The organism is Amycolatopsis anabasis, from assembly GCF_009765355.1.
In the GTDB taxonomy this organism is placed as follows: domain Bacteria; phylum Actinomycetota; class Actinomycetes; order Mycobacteriales; family Pseudonocardiaceae; genus Amycolatopsis; species Amycolatopsis anabasis.
On record NZ_VTHK01000028.1, the window covers coordinates 83,982 to 103,596 of the forward strand.

Here is a 19,615-nt window from a genome sequence, read left to right on the forward strand (position 1 = left end):
TGGCGGTGAGGTAGTGACGTCAGTCGACGGTCACCACCGCGCGGCATTTCTTGGCGGCGTGCACCCAGCCGGAGCCGATCAGCCCGTCCTGGACATCCCAGCGCTCGAACTGGGCCAGCTTGGCCCGCGAGCCGACACCGCACTGGCACCACATGTGGCCGTGGACAGGACGCTCGTCGCCGCACAGCAGGAAATGGGGGGCTGTTCGGAACGCGCGGACCGGCCCGGTGATATGCATGCCGTCTACGGGACCGAAGCGGCCGAAATACGGCGGGCGTCCCGCCGCCTCATACGCGGCCTGGATCGCAGCAATCCGTGCTCGCATTTCATCGCTGGTGACCTTCTGCTCGGCCAGGAAAGGGCGCCATTGGCGGCCGTCGTACATCTGCCAGATGCCGTCGAAATGCCGACGCGTGTCGGTGTCATCGTCAAGCTCGGCGACAACGCTTTCGCGGGCGGGGCGGGTGTGCGCGATCGTGTTGAGGACGATCACGGCACCACGATGAGCCCCCAGGCCCCCGGGAGTCTCCTCGGCAAATTCACGGACCAGCATGGTGTGTTCCTTGCGCATCCGGACGACTTCGTCTGCAATGTCCTGCTCGGTCATGACTGCGTCGAGCAGCTGCTCGGTCCCCAACGGCAGCGGGTCACCATCGATGCGGCACTGGCCGACGTAGGCGTTCATCTCGCGCCACCCGAATCGATCGAGGTCATTCGGCGCGAAGCGGGTGGCGCCGCCCACCCCCTCGTTCTCCAACCATCCGATCATGCCCAAATGGGGATGGTGGAGCTCAGCACGAAAGGCGACTCCGCGGCCGTGCTCGAGCTCGGTGCGGTTGCGGTAGGCGAGTGTGGTCGGGGCCTGGATACCGGTGTGTGGCCACAGAACGAGCCGATCACCGGACTGGACATGATCGTTCGAAGCGGCGTTGTTCATAGCGAACTCCTGATCTGGTGGGCCAGCGGGAGGTTTGGATACGGGTGGCCGCAGGGCAGCGACGCCTACCGGACGCACGGTGCTGGTAGAGGCCAGCACCGTGGCCGGTGATCGCGGAGACAGCATGCGCCGGTAGTGGAGCGGTGATTACCGTGCAAGGTGGTGGTGTGGCACGGGGGAGTCAGGACCCGGATGCGCGGTAATAGCTGTCGTAGTAGTCACGCCAGAACTGCCCGCGCGGTGAACGGCGGAAGTCAGCCCACAGCGAGCGATCCCACCAATTCAGAAGGCAGTAGGCGGGCTCGCCTGGCCAGTACTCGACGGCGAACGCAGCAAGCGAGGCTGCCCGCGCTGGGGACAGACCGCGCTGCAGGCCGCGCCTTTGTACTTCCCTGAAGGGATGGGCTCCGGCGACTGCCGCTGGCTGGTTGGTGCGTCCATTGGCCAGGAAGTCGGTGACAGGTGTGTCGTGCAGGTCATGACGTTCCTTGAAGATGGAGCGGACCCGCATGAGGGCGAAACCGAGCAGATTATCGCCACGCCACAGGTTGGGGTCAGTGATCCGCGGATCGTCCGCGGACAACGCGACACCCCACACCTGATCGTAGGGCGACGCCTCCACCAGGACCGCGTCCTGTGTAGACAGGAGAACGTCCCGGCAGTGGTCGTGAGCCAGGAACTTCGCGAGGTTGCCCGCAGTGACGATGTCGAGACGGTGGCGCCGCCAGAGGGCTTGATCAAACCCGGAAACGCTGCGGCCCAACGACTTCGCAATGCGGGGGTGCGATGCCCGCAGTATCCGAGCTTCGGACGCGGTGTCGCCAAACAGCCGGGCCTTCGCGGCCATCATGTAATGCTCAGCCGTGGCATAAGCGATGCCGTCCACGGTGAACGGGCTGTGCTTCCATTGGCTCAGGCAGCCGAGGTCAAGCGCGTCGGTGGGTCGGGACCGTGCACCCCAGAACGGCAGGTACCGCGGCTTCGCGCCACGCCAGACAAGATCGGCCAGCGTATACCGGTTGAGGTCACGCGGAAGGGTACGGAGTTCGTCATCGAGGGAAGTAGGCTGATACGAGGACACGAGGTGCCTCCTTCAATGTAGTGCGGTGGCAGGTTTCGGTGCCGACGGCCGCGCTGAACCGCTTAGGTCTGGGATAGGTAGGGGACTAGCTATCGAGAGGTGCGCACAGCCGGCCGCGAAGCGGTAGCGCCGACACCGAGAGGTCGCCCCCGTGACAGTGCGGTCCCTGAAAGACGACGACGTGTCGAGACCGGCACTGCACCGCGTGCTTCCTCACGCCTGCGCAATTCTGACAACGGCAGCGGACGCCCCTGGCCATTGCGGGTTTCCTTGAGAATCGCGAAATCCCCGTGAACTGCCCGAAAATCTTCCTCTTGGCGCTCGTACCACGCGAACCGATCCGGAAACACCCGAAGTAGATTCCGCCAGTGCTCGTGCCCACCTCGCACGCAGAGTCCGGCGCAATTATTGTGTAAGAATCCTGAACTGTACAGCCGAGGTGGCGTGAGACCGACCCTCCGGCACCATGCAAGCAGATCCTCCTTGCTCAACAGCGGATGCCTCATCAGAGGAAATTCGACGTGCCACGGCTTCCAGCCGCCTACGACTCCCGGGATTCGACGTTGTTCGGTAGCTTCGAGGCCGACATACAAGACGGTGTCGCGTGGGTCGGCGTTCTGCTTGAGCCAAGCGCGACAGGGCTTCTGCTTCAACACCTTGGAACATGGAGCAAGTCGAGCATTCCCGAGAAAATGCTGCTGCCAGAACAACTCGAAAGGCTTACGGCCGTCGCACACTCTCGTGATCGGTATCCCGAGCCGGGCAGAAGCCTCGTCATTGAATCTATAAAGGTCCTCGTCTTCGATCAAAACATCTGCGAATAATAGAGTAATAGCATCATTGGGGTAACGTCGAACAACGATCTCCGCGCTCGCCCAGGAGCCTATTCCTCCAGACCATTGGATAACTCGATGCATTACACCTCCTCCGTTACCGGAGCTCCGGAGACTCGATGTCGTCGCCGAGGCCCGACCGCGGCGTGGACGCCCGCGACTTCACCAGGCCAATGCGGCGCGCAGTCAAGGCTGCGATCGGACAGCGACGGTGCAGGCCGGACAGCGCCTTGACGGCGTCGCCGCTGGCCTGGTCGCGTCAGCGCGTCCACGCAGCGGTGGTCCGAGATCACGCAACCAAAACGAGGCACTTCGGTAACGCACGCGGTGCGCGGCGAGCGCGATCACTGATCAAAATGGACGGTCAGCCTCGACCGCGTGCGCGACCGGCAGCCCACCGGCCGGGTCAAGCTCGGCTTGCCGATCATCGTCAACCCATGAAACTCACACACTCTGCGGACACACGTTCGGGTTCTGTTCGTCACCTTCACGTGGCCAACCGGGCGGCGTCGACCTTCACACGCACGAGAAAGACGGCAACATCACCAGCTGTGACTACGAACGACGCACCAGACCCCGCCAGCACGCTGGCCGATGCCCAACGACGCTGGCGCAGCGAGCCACCGATCACCCTGACCATGCCGCGCGGGGACGCCTGGCTGCTGCTGACCGCGGCACAACTGCGCCGTCGCGACTTCGACATCGCCTACAACCTGGTCGAGGATCTGCACCGGGTCGGCAGGGTGATACAGGACGCCGTCTGCACCCCCAGCGACCCGGACCTCTACCGGCTGGCCGAAGCCGGGTGGAACCCCGCCAGTGACACGGCGCTGGCCAGCGGCGAACACACCCAGCACACCACCCGATACGCGTACCTCATCGACGACAGCCACAACGGCGACACCTGGGTAGAGAGCAGCAGCACGGACGACCGCCCGACTGCCGGTGTTGAGCAGGTCCACGACCTCGGCCCAGCCGATTACGCCCGCCGCGTTCTCACTCGCTGGTTCGCCCAGCTCCACCGCGACGACTCCTACGACTGGCAAGACGACTCGTGGTTCCGCTGCAGCATCTGGGACATCGACCACTCCATGGACTACCGCTGGGGCAGGCGCCCCGCCGAACCCGCCCCGGAGCTCGTTGCACGGTGGTTGAAAGCCAACGGCTGCGCCCCGCACGCCGTGGAAGTCCGCACCCCCACCCAAGCCGCCCGCGACATCGAAGGCAGCCATCACCATCCCGCGCCCGCGCAGTAACCCCGGGCACCGCGCCATCGTCCAATGCAGGTCGCCCGGCCTGAAAGGCTGCGGCGATCTGGTGCAACACTGGCGCCACCATGGGCGATCCGCGACGGCGGTCGTCACCACAACCGAAGGGACACGGCAGTGGCTCCAGGGGTGACCGGCAACGAAAAGAAGTTCAGGGCGCTGGTGGAGGACTTCGTCACCACCACCGCGGACCTCGGCGGCACCATCGACCCCGAAGTCGTGGCGACCGAGCTGCACGAACGTATCCGGGCCATCGCCGTGCAGCTCGGCGTCACCGAAGCGACCGTGCTGCGCAACTACATGCCCGACGACTGGGGCCGGGACATGGCCCGCCAGACCTACCGGCAAATCCAGGAACGCGACGCCCACATCGACGCCGAACCCGACCAGGAACTACCACTGCACGCCGTCGGCCGGCTGATCGCCGCGCTGGGCCAGGCCCAGCTCTACTACACGGTCAACGACGGCGCCAACGATCCCACCTGCAGGTTCAACGCGAAAGAAGCCAGCGAGGCCGTCACCGGCCTCGGCCTCGCGCTCACCTCGCCCCCAGCCGACAGCCTCATGGTGACCGTCGGCGGCAACATCCTCGCCTGGACCCAATCCGCCCTCAGCGTCTTCCGCGACAACCTCCAGCAACAGCACTGGACCAGCTGCCCGTGCGGCGAAGACTGTGGCCAGCAGCAGCGCGATGCCGCCGTGCTCCGCGCGGTCCGCGACGACCTCACACTCCTACCCGAAACAACACTTGCTTAGTCCGGAAAAGAGCACGACATCGAAGGCGGCTGGCAGGTCTTTGGCCACCACACGCCCGGCGGGAACGGTCGCCCGTCCTTTGACCTGACGCCGCCTCGAGCCAGCATGTCGACGAGTGGGGTCCGAGGGGCAGCGGTACAGGACCGCCCCGTTAAAGCCCTAAACCCCGGTTACGCTGAAAAGTTGGCGTGATGTCCGCACGAGCCTGGCGGGCCGGCGGGCCGTTGGCGATGGTCATCGGCGCGTCGCCTGGTGTCGATGCCGGTGAGACTTGGCTGGCGGGAGGGGCGTTCAGGCGTACCAGCAGATGTCGGTCCCGTCGGTCCACTTCTCCCGGTCGCCCAGGCCCAGCCGCGGCGGATGCGGCCAGAGTTCGTCGGGGATCCAGGCACCGCCTTCGGCTATCGCTTGGTCGACGGCCTCGCCCACCGTCGGCACGGGGATGGCCAGCAGCCGCGAATCCGGTTGTGGAGGTGGCGGTGGCGGGTTGAGCCATCGCTCGTAGAGCGCGTGCGGTTCCAGTTCGGGCCCGTACGGTTCCTCGTCGATGTCTGCCCGCCAGAGCTTCAGGGCGGCGTCGACCACGGGGTCGTTGAAAGTGCCATGGTCGCCCATGCTGGGGTGATCGCCCCAGCCTCGCCGGATGCTACATAACGTCACTGACGCGTGGTCGAATCTGACTGTGTGCTACCAGGGCTGTCGGCGCTCACGTAATTCGTGAGCGCCGACACAGGGCGTCGCCGAAGGGATCGGCGCCGAGCCTTAGACGCTAGACGGGGCTCGAAATCCGAAGGTGCTCGGCGCAGCTGCGGCAGACCAGATCGCCGGATCGTGTCGCGCGCCTGAACGCGGGCCGACTGGCCCCAGTGGTAACAATATGCACATGACCAGCTACCGCAAGGTATCTGAGGTGGGGCCGCATTAGCAGATCCGGATGTTCGTGGACGAGTGGATCCAGGAAGGTGACGCCAGGCCGGTCACGTGGATCCGGGCGCAGGCTCGTCGGCGCGTGCTCAACGCCCGCGCCGACGAACTGGAGTCGGTCTACCCCAGCAAGTCGCGGGCCTCGCTGTTCGCGTGGGCTGGCAAGCAGCTTGAGGAACTAGCGGACGACGCCCCGTGGCCGGAACTGCCCGCCGTTGCTCCAGACGTGCAACCGCGCCAGGGCCGCCGTGCGAAAGCGCACGAGCATGCGTGCCCCACCTGCGGTGCCGGACCATCCGAGCCGTGCCGCGGCCGCCGCGGTCCGCGTGCTTCGGTGCATCAGAGTCGCCTCGACGTGTCGAGTTCGTGACCGCGGGTCCAACTGCACGATCCGCTGCAGTACCGGTCCGCGCGACGAAGCCCATAAATCGGAAACAAAAGTTGACTATCTTGCCACATGGAGGCATATTGGTCTTAGAAGGTCAACTAACGTGGTCCAGTCGGGAGGGATCGCGTGGGGCCTTCGGAGCGGTAGTCCGGCAGACCCCCAGCCGGTTCACACCGCTCGGCCCGGGAGGCGGTCGCAGGGGAGGGCACCGCTTCCCGGGCCCCTCGGGGTTCGTCCTGCGACATCAGTCGGTCAGTCCTACAAGGTCATCTGCGTGAGTTCGGCTGGCGTTAGCTCTTCGCCGGGGAGTGGTCTGCGGCGGGCCCTAGGTCTGCGTGCGGGCCGATAGGGAAGATCATTCATGGGTCGGCGACGGCGTGAGAGCTCGCCGGTAGTGCGGCGGTTGCCTCGCCGAGCGTGCGCCACTCGCCGAACACGGTGAGGACGGTGAGCCGGTAGGTTCCTGCGGGGAAGGGGCGTGAGGCGCACCAACGGCGCAGGAGGTCAACACCGTTCGCGTCGAACCGCTGCCTCCCGGGCCAGGGGGCGTACCAGACGCCGATGGCGGACCAGTGGCCGGCGTGCTGCATATCGACGCACCACGCCACGTCATCGGGGTTGAGGGCGCTACGGGTATCCACTTGCGATGGCTCATCCATGGGTTTGAGTCGCAATCGGCATCGCAAGCTCCCTGCTGGTGGATGGCCTGGTGCCGGTCGAGGACGCGTTCGACGGACGCCCCCGACCGCGCTGTGTCGCCTTCGGACTTCCCCTCCGGGCGACAGCACCAGTGCCAGCATTGGAACACATGTTCGATCAAGCTGGCAACTTCGACATGGTGTCTGACCTGCAGTAATTGCGTGATCACGGTGCCCCTGGATGGCTCATCAACCGGGCGAGGGCACCTCGCTGCTCACGAGTGAGATTCCGAGCCGCCTCGGGCTCCTAGCGGGCTCGCTCGTGTCGGCGCGGGTCGTCCTCCTTCGGCAACTTTTCCGGTTATCGATATATGGGTTGGGTGATGCGGGCGAATCCTTCGCGCACCGGGTCCCGCCCGGCAGGGGTGGCTGCCATGCCCGGGTCGGGGCGGGGGCCGCTATCGGATTGGCGGCTGAGCCACAGCAGGTAGCCGTGAACGGTGGACGTCGCTTCGCGCCGCACCGGGTCCTGAACGTGGGGCGGCTGGTGGTCCCAGTTTCCTGGAGCGGTGTTCCTGGTGCGGTAGAGCGCTTTCGCGGCTTCTTCCAGGCCAGGGTGGTAGATGGTCACGGCCTTCCACTCCTCGGTTGGATTTCGGTGGTGGGTGTGCGCAGTCATTGCGGTTCTGTGGGTCGGGGGTGGTCGAACAGTGCGCCGAGGTCGCCGAGACCCTGGCCGGCGGACAGGTCGGCGACGGTGAGGCAGATGCTGAACGCGTCAACGCCGAGGCGCTGGGCCGTGTGGTCGCGGCCCAGCGCCTCGGGCCGCGGTCAGGCGCTGCCGGTGCGGGCGACCTGGTAGATGAATTCCCGGAAGTCGGGCTGGCTGGTGTAGACGTTCGGCGAGAGGCCGCATTGCTGGTCGGCGTTACGGCTGGCGCCGCCCACGAGCTGGAGCACGCCGTTGATGTTCTTGTAGGCGGGGCCGCCGGAGTCGCCGTAGCACGAGCCGTCCGTGCCGCTGGGGTTGTCGGTGCAGATCTCCCCGGCCGACATGGAGGATTCGGCGCAGCGGGAGGGAGCGGTCACCGAGGTGTCGAGTTGCTGGAGCTGGATGGGCAGCGTGGTGCTGTTGCTGTCGGGTTCGGTCTCACCCCAGCCGTAGAGGCTGATCTTGTCGCCGGGTCGGGCTGGGGTGCGGGCCAGCTGCACGGTGGGCTGCTGGAGCAGGTGGTCCAGCTTGAGCATGGCGATGTCGGAGACCGGCCTCTTCTCGGGGGCTCCCGGCTTCTTCGGCGGGTCCTGAGCCCAGTTCCAGTCGGGGTGCACCACGATCTTGGTGACCCACGCGGTCTCCCCACCTTGGGTCCGGTTGGTGCCGCCGACGCGGACCTTGAACTTCTTGTCGGCGGTGGGGATTGGGGGCGCGGTCCAGCCGAAAACCTGGTGCGCGACGGGGGATCCGGCGGGCGGGTCGGTGACGCAGTGCGCGGCCGTGACGACCCAGCCGCGGAACACCAGCGCGCCACCGCAGGTGTGGTAGTCGATGTACTTCTCGCCGTGGCTGGCCGCGTCGTACTGCAGCGAGGTGATCCCGGGCGGCGCGGCAGCGGCCGGATGGCCGCCGATGATGTAGGGCTGCACCTGCGCCGGTGAGCCGTCCGCGGCGAGCGCGGTGACACCGGCTGCAACGGTGGTGACGGCGGCCATGGCCGCGCCCAACAGCAAGGTCTTTCTCTTCACGGGACTTCTTTCCTCTTTTCGCTCTGTTGCACGTTTGTCTACTTCGGACGATGTGCTGCCGATGTGGGCTGGCGCGCCGTACGGCTCACGGCCTTGGGGTTCTGCCCGGCGGGTACCGCGTTGAGGTGGCGCGCCAACCTGACCCTCCGGGCGGGTGGCGCGGAGGGCGTTACCGCACGAGTCGTAGTCGTGGGGGTTGAGGGATGTACTGCGGCGGCGTTGTCGGCCTCGGCGAGCAAGGAACGGTCACCGCAGTCATGGAAGGTTGTTAGTCGAACAGCAGTGGAATTCCGAAGATGAGGGCGAGTACGCCGAAAAGGACCAAGGCGTGCCCGATCGCGCGCTGCGGTCGATGGGGGTACTTCTTGCGTTGCCGGTGTCCCACGATCACTGATACGGCCGCGGCCAAGAACACGAGCCCGAGCATGATGTCTAACGGCACGCCGGACCAGTAGGTTTCGGTCATGATCAGAACCGGTCCTGGAACCAGAGGGAGCTTTCAAGCCACCGCTTGTTGCGCGGCTTGCGGATCATGGTGGCAATGACGGCAGCCAGGAGCAGGAACGCGATTCCAAGCCAGATTGCTTTCTTCATTTCTTACCGACCTTGATCCACGCGATGACGCCCAGCATGATCACCGCACTCAGTCCTGAGTACACCCACACCCATGCCCAGTCGATCACGCTGGAACCCCGATGCCCTTGTCCGTCCGGCCCCGGTGATGGATATCGAGGTGCCGCACGTACGTGTCCACGTTGTACAACAGGGAAATCCGCTTTGACATCCACTCGGCGATAGCCACACTCCGATCATGGCCGCCGGCGCAACCGACGACGAGCTTGACGAAGTGGGGTCCGGGAAGCCGGCGATAGCGGGCGACGTCCTTTCCGATCTCCCTGGCTGTCCGCGTGGCCCACTTCTGCGCGTCCTGAAAGGTCAAGACGTAGTGCTGCACGGGCTGGTCCAAGCCGGAGAGATCCCGTAACTCAGCGGTCTTGAAGGGGTTCCGAATCCAGCGCGCGTCCAACATGTAGTGCGCGGGCGGGGCTGGCCGATACTTGAAGCCGAAGCTGTGGATGACGACGAGCGGAGGAAGGCGGTTCACATCGTCACCTCAGCGGACGTGAGCGCGGGTGATTGGTCGTTACGGGGGTCATCCGTCGCACGAGGTGGAGGGAAGCTCCCGGCGACCAAGTGGGCGCCCAGCCGGTAGGTCGCGTACTCGTAGGCCACCCGATACATGACCCTATGACGCTTCACGTCCAGATCCGCCAGGAGCGCATGCCACCGGTTTAGGTTGGCCCAGGTGAAGGCATCGACGGCCGCGTCGGTGGCGGCCTCCCACGCGGGCAGCTTGGCTACGGCGGCTTCGGCGCTCTCGATCGTCAGGCCGTACTCGATACAGCGGTTGAGCAGCATCGCCGCTTCGATGAAGGCCGCACCCCGGCAGGCCGTGGCCCAATCGAGCACGTAGACCAGGCCCTCTCGAAGGAGAAAGTTCTTCCAGTAGAAGTCAGTGTGGAGTAGGACATCACCGTCCAGCAGATCAGGGTCCGAGGGGTACCGAACGAAGTCCCTCCACCGGTCGGTCGCGGTGGGGAGGATGCTTCGCTTGCACTTGAGAGTGGGAATTTTCCGAACAGAGCGCAGGATTCGGCGCATGTCCTTCGCTTGCGTGAAAAGCGGGTAGCGCGCATCACTGATGTAATCGAAGAGAAGGATATTCCAACCGGCGCGGACGATCCGGGAGCGATAGCCAGGAGTCACACGCCGCACGAACGGGTTGATCCGGCGCTCCAGATCCAATCTATCGACCTGATCGTGGACCTCGGGGAGGCCCTTCACGAACAGGCGCTTGCCGTGCGGCAGATGTAGAGTCCCCAGCAACGGCGAACGGCCGTCGCCCGTCGGCTCGAACGCGGTAGGTGCACCGAATCTGTCCATGAATACCTGCTGGATTGGCTGCGGCAGTGCGAACCAATCCATTTTCGGGAACCCCATGACTTCCTTTCTTGCAAGCGCATCGTGTGATCGTTTAGTTTGTGGTCTCGCTCAAGAATGACGTCGCGAGGCGAGCACCCTCTAATCCCTACTGAGCTTTGCGGCATCAGGCCCTTTGCTCGGAAATTCCTCTTGGCGTCCTGCGGGGTACGGAGGTAATCGGACTTCATCGGTTGGGGAAGCCGGTTGGGCGAGGGGTGTCGGGGTTGCCGCGTCCGCACCCAACCGGCTGAGCCTTTCAGGAATTGAATCGGTACTGTGCCCACTCGACTGTGGCATCGGTGATCTCGACAGAATGACCACGATGCAGATGCAGGCCGAGGATAGAAGTTGCCAGTGCGGTCTTGGTCCGGTTCGACAGGTTGGACCATGCCTCGGCCTCGTCGGCGAGCTGTTCGGCCGACTCGGGGGTGTGCCCGGCGACGATCAGGTGAGGGATGAGACGAGCTACGTCCACGACCGCCGAGCCCTTGAACGTGCCGGTCCAGTCCACGAACTTTACCGTGCCGTTCACGAGAATGTGCTTCGGGCACAGGGCATTGTGGACCGGAAGAGACCCCACCATCGCGTCGATGGCTGTCAATTCAAGCTGTTTGAATGTCAAGTGGTGCTTCTTGAACCACGCCCGTACCGGATCGGGATCGTTCTCGGGGACCTTGAACTTTTCCCAGGGCCTTTCCGCGTTCCAGGCATCGGCAAGGGAGTGCGCCACGAACGGTAGTTCGTAGCCGCGGCGGTGCAGGCCGTTGAGGGTGTGCATGACGGCCCAGGCATCCGGCGAGCCGGGCGAGAGGTCCGCGCGGCGGCCGTCCAGCCAGTCGAACACGCTGACGCGCCAGCGGTCCTCGGACGGAACCTCGTAGGAGATCCCGGGGGCTACGGTGCGCGGAAGATGCGGGACGACAAGGGCCTCAGCCTGGTGGAACGGGGCCAGTTCTCGGTCAAGTACGACACCTTTGGCGAAGTACTTCCGGCCGTCCACGAATGTCAGGCACGCGGCCAGATCCGCGTTGCTGCCACCATCGACCGATTCAGCCTTGAGCACCGCGCTTCCGACTCGGCGCTCGACCGCTTCACGCACGGATTCCGGGACCGCTTCCCATTCTCGTCGGATCATGATTCCCTCTTCTCTTGTCCTGGCAGGATGATCGAATTTCCCGTGGCGTCCTTGCGCTCGATGCCGATTTTCAGGAAGAGGTCGTGCGTTCTCCGATTAAGGATGCGCCACACGTGCTCGCGAGTAGCACAATTCGCTTGGAGGATGTTGTACCAAGCATGATCGCTTTCCTGCCTGATTCGGCTTTTCTTGATGTAGGTGAGCTGTATTAGGTAGAAGCCCACCATGTCTCTGCCTGATATTTCCCACCAATAATCAGCGCCATGAGGAAGCCGAGGGAGCTGTCGGCCCCAGTGGTAGCATGCCCGGATAGCTTCGTCATATCTCAAGCAGCCCCCTCGATGGTGTTCAATTCTGGCGGATCGGTTTTGATCCATTCGGATTCCGGGACGAGAAGGTCCTTCGAGAGCATCAACGTTTGCCCCGTGTAGTGGTACGTGTGGATATTCACGATGATGACCGGAAACTGGCGGCTGTTGTAGTCCCACTCGTACGGACCGACGTAGCCGTACCGTATGCGGCCGTTGTAATTTCTCTTGGTCCACACGAACCACCCGGGACGCGGGCGACCATTCGTAGGTTTTGCTTTCGTGCATCCCGGTTTACCCTTCTTCTCGGTGAACCAGTGGTTCTTCGCGTAGATAGCTTTCGGCCTAGTCGGTTGCATGACGAGGGGGCCTGTTCCGCTCGGCCAGGCGGGATTGAATCCAGCGGCCGAGGTAGGAAGACCGAAATTGCAGCTCGTTCAGCCACTCCTTGAGCTGCATCAGCGATGCGGTGCTCATGGCCTCGTCGTAGGAGACCAGAAGGAGCAAGCCGCCGGCCGGAATGGCGATGGCGCGTCTGTCATCGGCAAGGGTGATCACCTCGGGCAGTTCGTCCCGTCGAACCGTCACAGGGTCGAGCTGTTCCCACCGTTCTTGCTGACGCTCGTCCATCTCGGGCCCATCCCGTCGTCTCGTCCAGCAGGGGGCGACGGGGGAGGAGCGTCGGCACCGCATACGGCCGATAGCGGGACGTGGCTCCTCCCCCGCCTGCGGACCTCGTGCTGCACGGAGACGCCTACCCGCTACCGCGGGGGAGACGGCCGTAGTAGGTGTCTCCGAGTCGGCGCTGTGCAGCACTTGGCCCGCACCACAGGCCACGGTCCCCCGCACACGAGGACCTGTTGACCTGTAGCTAAGGTGATCTCCGCACCGTGCGTAGGCGGTTGATCACTAGCTTCAGACCGTACGCTTGAAACTTGCAAATCAGAAGTACGCCAAACGAGTGAACTTTGAAAGTTGCAAGCTGCCGCCTGCTGGGCCGGTCCTACGGGGGTCACCAGCACACTTGGGCGGTAAGGTTCGCCGCATGGCGACGGTGGACGCGATTCAGGCATTGCCCAAGCGGCTCATGGGCGAGCATCTGAAGATGCTGCGCGAACAGGCCGACCTGACGCTGGAGTACGTGGCCGGAAGGCTCGGCAAAACGAGTGGAACGCTCAGCAGGCAGGAAAATGGCTACACGCTTTGCACGTGGGATGCGCTGAATTCGCTACTTTTGCTGTACGGAGCTTCCGACGAGGACACAAAGGAAGCGCAACGACTTTGGAAGCTGGCTAAGCAGCCGCGTGAGAAGCTGAACGTTTCTGGTCGAAATAAGCTATTTCCAACGTTGACCACGTCTGAGAGGTATGCGCGGGTCATGTCGGAGGTAACTCTGCTTCTCGTGCCAGGTCTCTTGCAAGCCGAGGAGTATGCGCGCGAGATTTTCCGGATCGGTGTTGGGGGTACCGATGAAGCTCTGGTCGCCCAAGCACTGAAGGCCCGGTCCGACCGTCAGAAGGTTCTTATCGAGGGTGACCAGGTGCCGCAGTTCAATGCGTACTTGGATGAAGCGGTGTTGCATCGAACGGTTGGTGGCCCTGATGTGATGACTGCTCAGTTCGATCGCTTGATTGAGCTTGGGAAGAGGCCGAATATCTCGATTCGTGTGGTTCCGTTCTCTGCTGGCATGCACGCGTTCAATAACGGGAACGTCATCATGCACGAGTTCGGTGGTAACAAGCCACCGTTTATCTATCATGAGCATATGTTTGGAGGTGTTGAGACAGAAGACAAAGACTCGGCTGTTAAGGTGGTCGCTCAATTCGACCAACTTGCAAAGATGGCAGCAAGTGAGAAGAAGTCTGCCGAGATGTTTCGGCATCACCGTAGATTGGTGAAAGGTTAATGAGCGAAAGCCTGCCCTGGCGAACAAGTAGTTACACGGGTGGGGGGACAGATGATCAGGCGTGCGTCGAACTAGCTGTGCTGGAAGAGCAAGGTAAGACCCTAGTTCGTGACACTAAGAACCGACGAGGCGGGATTCTAGATTTCTCGTCCGAAGCGTTCGGCGCACTGCTTAACCGAATCAAGGCTGGAAAGGCTGATTATCTGCACAGCTAAACAGGGTCAATAGGAAGGCCCCCGGAGGGACGCACACTCTCTTTCTGGGGGTCTTTCTATGTGCAGTTTTTCGTATCCGCCTGGTCGGAGAGCCGACCGTTCCTCTTGAAAGATGCAAAAGTGCTGCATTGGGGTCTCTGAGAGGTGCAAGTGTCATTGCAGGATGACGGTGCTGGACGCTCTTGCGAGGATGCTTTGTGTTCGGACGGGTAGCCCGAGTCGGTTCCAGTGGAAGATCACCAGATAGCTGATGATCTCGCGGAGTCCCCGTTGCAGCGTTCCCTCGCGGGCGGCGCACCCCAGCGTTTGGCCGGCTTGGCGGTACGCCTCGGCCCAACTTGCGATGGAGGCGAGCGGGCCGTTGGTGCCGAGCAGAGGACCGTTCGGTGTGGTGTCGGTGAGCATCAGGTGCTTGAGGTCGTCGGCCATCGCGGTCACGTTGGCCGTTGGGATGTCGGTGGGCAGGGGCCGCTCCTGGGCGACGCGGTGCCAGACGTCGCCTTGTTCGTACCATTCCAGTCCGGCCGCGCGCATCAGGATGCTGCACAGCAGTAGCGACAGCTCGCGGCGGCCGAGTGCTGCTTCGGCGTTGCAGAGCAGGTTGAGGATGCTACGGCTGTCGTCGCAGAACAGGTCGTGGGCGATGTCCATGCCTGGGGTGCCGCCGAAGGCGGCTGTTTCGGCTTCGTAGATGCCGGGCCACCAGCCACTGATCAGGCCGTCCGCGGCTAGTTGGTCAAGGTCTGCAGTGAGGTCGGTTGTCATGGCGTGCCCGGCGGGGCCTGGTCGGAGCCGGATCCGCCAGCAGGGGTGTTTGCGCATGAACCACCACGCGGCAACTACGCCGCCGGTTTCGGCGCGGAGCAGCAGCGGCGCGAGGTGTTCGGCGACGGTGGGCTCGGCAAGGTTCCAGTCGGGGAACCGGACATAGATTTGCCACCAGCCCGGTGTGGTGTGCTCGGCGAGGGCACGCAGACCGGCCTGCCGGTAGACCTCGACGGCGTCGGCCAGCTCTGCGGAGTCGAGCCCTGCTATGGGGGCGGCCTCGCCCAGCGGCGTGCCGGTCAAGACCTTGACGATGGTGCCCTCGAGTATTTGTGCGGGGGGCGAGGCGTGTGCAGTGTCGGCGTCTTCTGCGGTGGGGAGTGTTAGGCGATCAGCAGGCATGCGTCCCATCCGGAGATCGGCGGTTCGTTGCGCGCGGCGGTGTGGAGGGCGAGGGCGACGCCTGCGGCGCCATCGAGGAGCCCGGTGTCGCGGTTGTGGTCATGGTCGGCGTGCTGGGTGAGTGATTCGGCGAGACGTGGCAGTTGTCGGCCGATCTCCGGGCTGAGCGCGTCGTGTGCGGCTCGCCAGGCGGTTTGGTGTAGTCCGGACCAGCCGTGGCAGAGGCCGGTGTCGGTGACGTGGGCGAGTTGGGCGGGGTCGGACAGGCACGCGGCCAGCGCGTGTTCTGCCATCGTCTGCCGCGCCGTGTCGCCGGTGGCGAGGGCGGCGATCTGTTGCGCGCGGGCGATGCCCGGGGTGCCGTAACACCAGCTGGGCCGCAGCGGGCCAGGCTGCCGCGTCCGGCCGGTGCGCAGCTCGTCCTGGGTGATCCATTGCGGCCACCAGGGTCCGGGCTCGTCGTCTTGGCGCCAGGCGTCCAGGTGGGCGCAGATCGTCGCGATGGCCTCGGCGTGCCCGTCCACACTGGTGCCGCGCCGGAGTGCGGCGCCGAGGAAAGCCAGAACTCCGGAGATGCCGTGGGCGAGGCCAAGGTTCGTATGCCCGCCGGGGGTGGGCAGCTGGGGATCCGGGTGATGGGAGACCCACCACCCCGGTTGCTGATGGTCGGCGCGGGAGGGCCGGGTCAGTCGGACGAGGTAGTCGAGGATGCGTTCGAGCGCGTCGTTTCCGGGCGTGTGCTGGAGGAGGAGTTGCCCGATTCCGGTCAGGCCGGAGAAGAGGTCGTATTCGGCGAACGTCGCGGTGTCGCCGCGGTCGGTGCGCGCGAGCGCGGCGTCGACCCGTCGGTGGGCGAGCAGGGCGACGTGAGTGCCCAGAGCGCTCAGGGCCGGGCCGTAGCGGCGAGTGTGGTCGGCTTGCGCGGCATGCAGGATGAACGAGATCGCCGGTGCGCCGAGATAGAGACCGGTGTCGTCGGCGGCGCTGACCGCGCGAGTGGTCGCCGTGGCCACCCAGGCATGGGCAGTACTCCACGAGCCCAGACCGAGCAGGGCGCGCTCGATGTGCAACAGGGCACCCCCGGCAGCCCCATGGGCAAGGGATTGCTCTCGTCCGCTCCGGTCGTCGGCGTCGAGCGTCGGGGTGGCGAGCCTCGCGGCGATGGCTTCGGCGAGGCGGGTGGGCTGGCCGACGGTACGCGTGGTCACGATGTGCCCCGGTGGCTGAGAGCGATGCGGCGCTGGGCGATGGCGCGGGCGAGACGGTGGGTGACGCGTTCCGCGCCGGGATCGACGCTGACGGCGCGCAGATGGTGGTCGTGCAGCAGGGTCCGCAGCAGGAGCGCGGAGTCCCGGTCCCGCAGGCACCGGTCCCGGTATGCGGCGAACGCGGCCCGCCGCTGGTCCCACGCGTTCAGCACGGCGCGGCCACCCGGAAAGCTCCCTGGCGGCGGCACCCCGGCGGCGTCGGCCAGTTGCAGCGCGCTGTCACCGAGTGCACGGTCCAGTTTTCCGTGTTCCTGGGGCAAGAGGTCGAGCAGACGGAGGTGCCCTTCCTGCGGAGTCGCGGCAAGCGAGGCGGCCAAATCCACCATGGACGCTGCGGCGATCGCCTGGTTGGGCATCCCGGTATGAGTCGTCCACCGGAGTTGCGCGAGGGCGGCTGCGGAGTCGGTGGCGAACACGTCTTCCACCGAGTCCTCGGTCGCCGCGCCGTGTCCATACACACCTTGTGGTGGCTGGTAGCTGCCGAGGTTGAGATCCGCGAGCAGGCCGGACTCGCGCAGCCGTGCCGCCCAGTCCGCGAGGCGGGCGGCGACGGGCCCATATTCCTCGGCGGCACGCAGTCGCAAGCACAGCACCAGGTGCTGGCCACTGTCGGGGCGAGCGCTGTCGTAGTGGCGCCAGAACCACCACCGGCGCACCCGGTTCTCGGCATCGGCGAGCAGGCTGGGCAGGTGGTCGGTGAGGATGTCGTCGAAGCGCAGCGGGTGTGCGTGCAGGTGCGCGCGCAGCACCGGCGAGCGCCCGGGGAGCAGGACGTCGGAGCAGGTCACGATGTGCCGTGACGGCACCTGCGGGCGTGGTGGCTCCTCCGGTTGCGGGACGGCACGCAGCGGGACGAGCAGTTCGCACGCACGGCCAGCCCACGCGAGCTCGTCGTGCGTGCCGGACTCGCGGAGTTCGACCTGGCCGGTGCGGTTGCGGTCCAGGCGCGTGCGTAACAGCGCCTGGTCACGCTTGTCGTGCAGATCCAGCGGCAGGCGCAGCTCGCCTTCGCACAGCACGACGGCGGCCGGAACGCGCCACCGGTCGCGCCACGCGCTCAGCGCGTGTTCCCAGGTCGCTGTGCTGGTCGTGGCTGGGACATCGGCAGTCTTCAGCAGCCATCGGGCTGGGCAGAGCACGGTGCGGCCATGGCGGATGCGGGGCAGGAACGGCAGTTCGCGGGCGACTCCGAACCCGAAGGGGCCGTAGACGCCGCAGCGGGCGGAGGCCACTTCGGCGAGAAACCGCGCCAGGGGCGGGGTCTGCGCCGACGTTTCCAGGGCGTGCGGCACGTGCGGCTGGATGCGCTGTCCGGTCGAGATCCGCACCAAGGACAGCTGTGCCGCGTCGGCGGCCACCGCCAGATCGTCCAGCCGGATCACCGTCTCGTCGTGGCCGCGGTGCTCGGCCAGGGAGATCACCCGCGGCAGCAGTTGTGGTGCGCGGGTGATGTTCTCGTTGTGCACACGCCGGGGCGGGAACGACAGTTGCGCGGCGATGGTGTGCTCGCCGCTGGGCGTGTACGTGGCGGCCAGGAGCTGCTGATCCGCATCGGAGAGCAGGTGCGCGAACCGGCCGGCCATGCTGTTGGCGTGCATCGGGGCCCCGGTGACCCAGAGCTGGAACCGTCCACGCTCCAACGCTTCGGCGGAGGCGGCGTGGAGGTGGAAGGCCAGTTCGACCCGTGCGGGCGGGACCATCCTGGTGTGGTCACCGACGGCCAGATCGCGCATGACCTGCTCGGTCAGCGCGATCTCGACGCGGCCCTCAGCAGTAGCGTGCTGGATCAACGCCTGCAAGGTGATGTCGCGTTCGGTCACGACACGCGGGGCGTGGGGGCGCGGCGCGCCGAGGAACCCGGCGGGAAACCCCAGGCCGGAGTCAGCGACCACGTCACGCACGGGCACGACCGCGCCCGTGCCGTAGCGGTCGAGGAAGCGGGCATGGAAGTCCTTCCACGTGGGGTCGCCGAAGGGGTAGGGCGTGAGCCGCAGCAGCGCGGTCGCGGCGGCCTCGGCCTCGCGCAGCACCACATCGGGCACGGTGAAATCGCCCTCGAACGCCAGGTCCACGGCGAGCACTTTCTCCGTGCTGTCGTGCACCGCGCGCATCCGCGCGGCGGCACCCTGCAGCGCCGGCCCGTAGTCGGCCGGACTCGTCCCCAACCGGGGCCCGGACAGCTCCTCGCCGATCGCGTCGAACTGTTTCAGCAGGTCTGCCAGGTCGGGAAGGTCCTCGACACCGGCGGACTCAAGCTCGGTCACGAGATGGGCCAGGGGATCAACGGTGGTCATCGGGGCCCGCAAGCTGGTGAGCAGAACACCGCTGGAGACCAACTCGGCCAACAAGCCGTGGACTCTCTCGGGCGCGACAGCGGGGAACTGCTGCCCGATCCGCTGAGCCAAGGCAGCGGCACGGACCGGTTCGGCGGCACCAACCAATGCCGCTTCCACAGCCCGGGTACGGCGGATCGTGGCATCCAACGCCGCGCCGCGGTGAGGCTGCTGTTCATCGGGCCGGGCCGGGACAACGAACCGGTCGCCGCGCGGGAACCCGGCACCGTTGACGACCACGGACAGCCGCGGCAGCAGATCGGGGCGCCGCTCCAGACGATCGATGATCGCGTCCAGCCACCGCGCATCCGTCCGCGCCGCGACCCGATGCCCCGACCCGAACCGCAGAGCCGCCGTAGCGCCCGGCGACGCGGCGGCCACCCCAGCGAACAAGCCGAACGGGGTGGCGCGCCGCTGCCAGCGTCGGAGATAGGACGAGGTTGTGACGAGCACACGCCGCACCTGGCGCGCATCGGCCGCTTCGCCGCGCACGATGGCCTCGATCTGCTGGGACAGCACCGGGCTGGCCACCCGCAGCGCCGCCCGGACCTCGTCGCGTCGCCACAGCCCCGCCAGCCACCCCCGGACCTCACCCGGGACGCCGTCGGCGTCAAGGTCGAAGGTGTCGGGCAAGTCCAGCCCGCCTGGATCGGTGCTCGCCCGGACCAGCGCCACACCCAAGCTCCGGAAGAGGAATTTCCGCGCTCCCACTGCCCGACGCCCCCGTCCCAT

The 19,615-nt window shown here is 65.6% G+C and carries 21 protein-coding genes; 5 read left to right on the forward strand and 16 right to left on the reverse strand.

The features are described from left to right. Positions 1 to 19: 19 nt before the first annotated feature. Both FXO23_RS31150 and ybiA read right to left on the reverse strand, forming a co-directional pair. Positions 20 to 937, reverse strand: coding sequence for a hypothetical protein (locus FXO23_RS31150; protein WP_158889065.1), 918 nt, complete (start codon positions 935 to 937; stop codon positions 20 to 22). A 181-nt stretch (positions 938 to 1,118) separates the two neighbouring features. Beyond that, positions 1,119 to 2,018, reverse strand: coding sequence for a riboflavin biosynthesis intermediates N-glycosidase (gene ybiA / locus FXO23_RS31155; protein WP_246258085.1), 900 nt, complete (start codon positions 2,016 to 2,018; stop codon positions 1,119 to 1,121). A 1,384-nt stretch (positions 2,019 to 3,402) separates the two neighbouring features. Here ybiA and FXO23_RS31160 point away from each other — a divergent pair. Continuing rightward, positions 3,403 to 4,107 carry a hypothetical protein gene (locus FXO23_RS31160; RefSeq protein WP_158889066.1) on the forward strand — a complete coding sequence of 235 codons (705 nt, stop codon included), beginning with the start codon at positions 3,403 to 3,405 and terminating at the stop codon, positions 4,105 to 4,107. Between the two features lie 141 nt (positions 4,108 to 4,248). Next, positions 4,249 to 4,875 carry a hypothetical protein gene (locus FXO23_RS31165; protein WP_158889067.1) on the forward strand — a complete coding sequence of 209 codons (627 nt, stop codon included), beginning with the start codon at positions 4,249 to 4,251 and terminating at the stop codon, positions 4,873 to 4,875. A gap of 291 nt (positions 4,876 to 5,166) precedes the next feature. Here the strand turns inward: FXO23_RS31165 and FXO23_RS31170 are convergent, their stop codons facing one another. Then, complete coding sequence (locus FXO23_RS31170) at positions 5,167 to 5,490, reverse strand: hypothetical protein (RefSeq protein ID WP_158889068.1); 324 nt, start codon at positions 5,488 to 5,490, stop codon at positions 5,167 to 5,169. Positions 5,491 to 5,809: 319 nt separating this feature from the next. On the opposite strand from FXO23_RS31170, the gene FXO23_RS31175 reads away from it, so the two are divergent. Beyond that, positions 5,810 to 6,169, forward strand: coding sequence for a zinc finger domain-containing protein (locus tag FXO23_RS31175; protein WP_158889069.1), 360 nt, complete (start codon positions 5,810 to 5,812; stop codon positions 6,167 to 6,169). Between the two features lie 1,017 nt (positions 6,170 to 7,186). Here the strand turns inward: FXO23_RS31175 and FXO23_RS31185 are convergent. From FXO23_RS31185 to FXO23_RS31225, 10 genes are all read right to left on the reverse strand, one after another. Next, on the reverse strand, positions 7,187 to 7,456 hold the full coding sequence (locus tag FXO23_RS31185) for a hypothetical protein (RefSeq protein ID WP_158889071.1): 270 nt from the start codon (positions 7,454 to 7,456) through the stop codon (positions 7,187 to 7,189). 200 nt (positions 7,457 to 7,656) lie between these two features. Further along, complete coding sequence (locus tag FXO23_RS31190) at positions 7,657 to 8,568, reverse strand: S1 family peptidase (RefSeq protein ID WP_246258090.1); 912 nt, start codon at positions 8,566 to 8,568, stop codon at positions 7,657 to 7,659. Between the two features lie 268 nt (positions 8,569 to 8,836). After that, complete coding sequence (locus FXO23_RS31195) at positions 8,837 to 9,034, reverse strand: hypothetical protein (protein WP_158889072.1); 198 nt, start codon at positions 9,032 to 9,034, stop codon at positions 8,837 to 8,839. Positions 9,035 to 9,036: 2 nt separating this feature from the next. After that, positions 9,037 to 9,162 carry a hypothetical protein gene (locus FXO23_RS52330; RefSeq protein ID WP_281356636.1) on the reverse strand — a complete coding sequence of 42 codons (126 nt, stop codon included), beginning with the start codon at positions 9,160 to 9,162 and terminating at the stop codon, positions 9,037 to 9,039. 85 nt (positions 9,163 to 9,247) lie between these two features. Continuing rightward, positions 9,248 to 9,673, reverse strand: a complete 426-nt coding sequence (locus FXO23_RS31200) for a RapZ C-terminal domain-containing protein (protein ID WP_158889073.1) — start codon at positions 9,671 to 9,673, stop codon at positions 9,248 to 9,250. Beyond that, entirely contained in the window at positions 9,670 to 10,569 is a 900-nt protein-coding gene (locus tag FXO23_RS31205; RefSeq protein WP_158889074.1) for a phosphotransferase, read from the reverse strand. Before FXO23_RS31205 ends, FXO23_RS31200 begins: the two co-directional genes overlap by 4 nt. A 238-nt stretch (positions 10,570 to 10,807) precedes the next feature. Beyond that, positions 10,808 to 11,686 (reverse strand): aminoglycoside phosphotransferase family protein, encoded by an 879-nt coding sequence (locus tag FXO23_RS31210; protein WP_158889075.1) that lies wholly within the window; start codon positions 11,684 to 11,686, stop codon positions 10,808 to 10,810. Continuing rightward, positions 11,683 to 11,913 carry a hypothetical protein gene (locus tag FXO23_RS31215; protein ID WP_158889076.1) on the reverse strand — a complete coding sequence of 77 codons (231 nt, stop codon included), beginning with the start codon at positions 11,911 to 11,913 and terminating at the stop codon, positions 11,683 to 11,685. Before FXO23_RS31215 ends, FXO23_RS31210 begins: the two co-directional genes overlap by 4 nt. 98 nt (positions 11,914 to 12,011) lie before the next feature. After that, a complete protein-coding gene (locus FXO23_RS31220; protein ID WP_158889077.1) occupies positions 12,012 to 12,233 on the reverse strand; it encodes a hypothetical protein in 222 nt (73 codons plus the stop codon). 106 nt (positions 12,234 to 12,339) lie between these two features. Next, a complete protein-coding gene (locus tag FXO23_RS31225; protein WP_158889078.1) occupies positions 12,340 to 12,624 on the reverse strand; it encodes a hypothetical protein in 285 nt (94 codons plus the stop codon). Positions 12,625 to 13,039: 415 nt separating this feature from the next. On the opposite strand from FXO23_RS31225, the gene FXO23_RS31230 reads away from it, so the two are divergent. After that, the gene (locus FXO23_RS31230) at positions 13,040 to 13,900 is read left to right on the forward strand and encodes a helix-turn-helix domain-containing protein (protein ID WP_158889079.1); all 861 of its coding nucleotides are present in this window, start codon (positions 13,040 to 13,042) and stop codon (positions 13,898 to 13,900) included. Then, positions 13,900 to 14,115, forward strand: a complete 216-nt coding sequence (locus FXO23_RS52730; protein ID WP_158889080.1) for a DUF397 domain-containing protein — start codon at positions 13,900 to 13,902, stop codon at positions 14,113 to 14,115. Before FXO23_RS31230 ends, FXO23_RS52730 begins: the two co-directional genes overlap by 1 nt. Positions 14,116 to 14,268: 153 nt before the next feature. Here the strand turns inward: FXO23_RS52730 and FXO23_RS31240 are convergent, their stop codons facing one another. The 3 genes from FXO23_RS31240 to FXO23_RS31250 form a co-directional block, all read right to left on the reverse strand. Then, positions 14,269 to 15,183 carry a thiopeptide-type bacteriocin biosynthesis protein gene (locus FXO23_RS31240; protein WP_246258095.1) on the reverse strand — a complete coding sequence of 305 codons (915 nt, stop codon included), beginning with the start codon at positions 15,181 to 15,183 and terminating at the stop codon, positions 14,269 to 14,271. Positions 15,184 to 15,263: 80 nt separating this feature from the next. Beyond that, positions 15,264 to 16,490: a lanthionine synthetase C family protein gene (locus tag FXO23_RS31245; protein ID WP_246258097.1), complete on the reverse strand. Its 1,227-nt coding sequence runs from the start codon at positions 16,488 to 16,490 to the stop codon at positions 15,264 to 15,266. After that, positions 16,487 to 19,558: a lantibiotic dehydratase gene (locus FXO23_RS31250; protein WP_218952197.1), complete on the reverse strand. Its 3,072-nt coding sequence runs from the start codon at positions 19,556 to 19,558 to the stop codon at positions 16,487 to 16,489. Before FXO23_RS31250 ends, FXO23_RS31245 begins: the two co-directional genes overlap by 4 nt. Positions 19,559 to 19,615: the final 57 nt, after the last annotated feature.

What these genes read in the sequence shown, in the direction of transcription:
- FXO23_RS31210 (WP_158889075.1), bottom strand. Translation starts at nt 11,686, where the DNA reads ATGATCCGACGAGAATGGGAAGCGGTCCCGGAATCCGTGCGTGAAGCG.
- FXO23_RS31205 (WP_158889074.1), bottom strand. Translation starts at nt 10,569, where the DNA reads ATGGGGTTCCCGAAAATGGATTGGTTCGCACTGCCGCAGCCAATCCAG.
- FXO23_RS31230 (WP_158889079.1), top strand. Translation starts at nt 13,040, where the DNA reads ATGGCGACGGTGGACGCGATTCAGGCATTGCCCAAGCGGCTCATGGGC.
- FXO23_RS52330 (WP_281356636.1), bottom strand. Translation starts at nt 9,162, where the DNA reads ATGAAGAAAGCAATCTGGCTTGGAATCGCGTTCCTGCTCCTGGCTGCC.
- FXO23_RS31215 (WP_158889076.1), bottom strand. Translation starts at nt 11,913, where the DNA reads ATGGTGGGCTTCTACCTAATACAGCTCACCTACATCAAGAAAAGCCGA.
- FXO23_RS31150 (WP_158889065.1), bottom strand. Translation starts at nt 937, where the DNA reads ATGAACAACGCCGCTTCGAACGATCATGTCCAGTCCGGTGATCGGCTC.
- FXO23_RS31175 (WP_158889069.1), top strand. Translation starts at nt 5,810, where the DNA reads ATGTTCGTGGACGAGTGGATCCAGGAAGGTGACGCCAGGCCGGTCACG.
- FXO23_RS31225 (WP_158889078.1), bottom strand. Translation starts at nt 12,624, where the DNA reads ATGGACGAGCGTCAGCAAGAACGGTGGGAACAGCTCGACCCTGTGACG.
- FXO23_RS52730 (WP_158889080.1), top strand. Translation starts at nt 13,900, where the DNA reads ATGAGCGAAAGCCTGCCCTGGCGAACAAGTAGTTACACGGGTGGGGGG.
- FXO23_RS31195 (WP_158889072.1), bottom strand. Translation starts at nt 9,034, where the DNA reads ATGACCGAAACCTACTGGTCCGGCGTGCCGTTAGACATCATGCTCGGG.
- FXO23_RS31170 (WP_158889068.1), bottom strand. Translation starts at nt 5,490, where the DNA reads ATGGGCGACCATGGCACTTTCAACGACCCCGTGGTCGACGCCGCCCTG.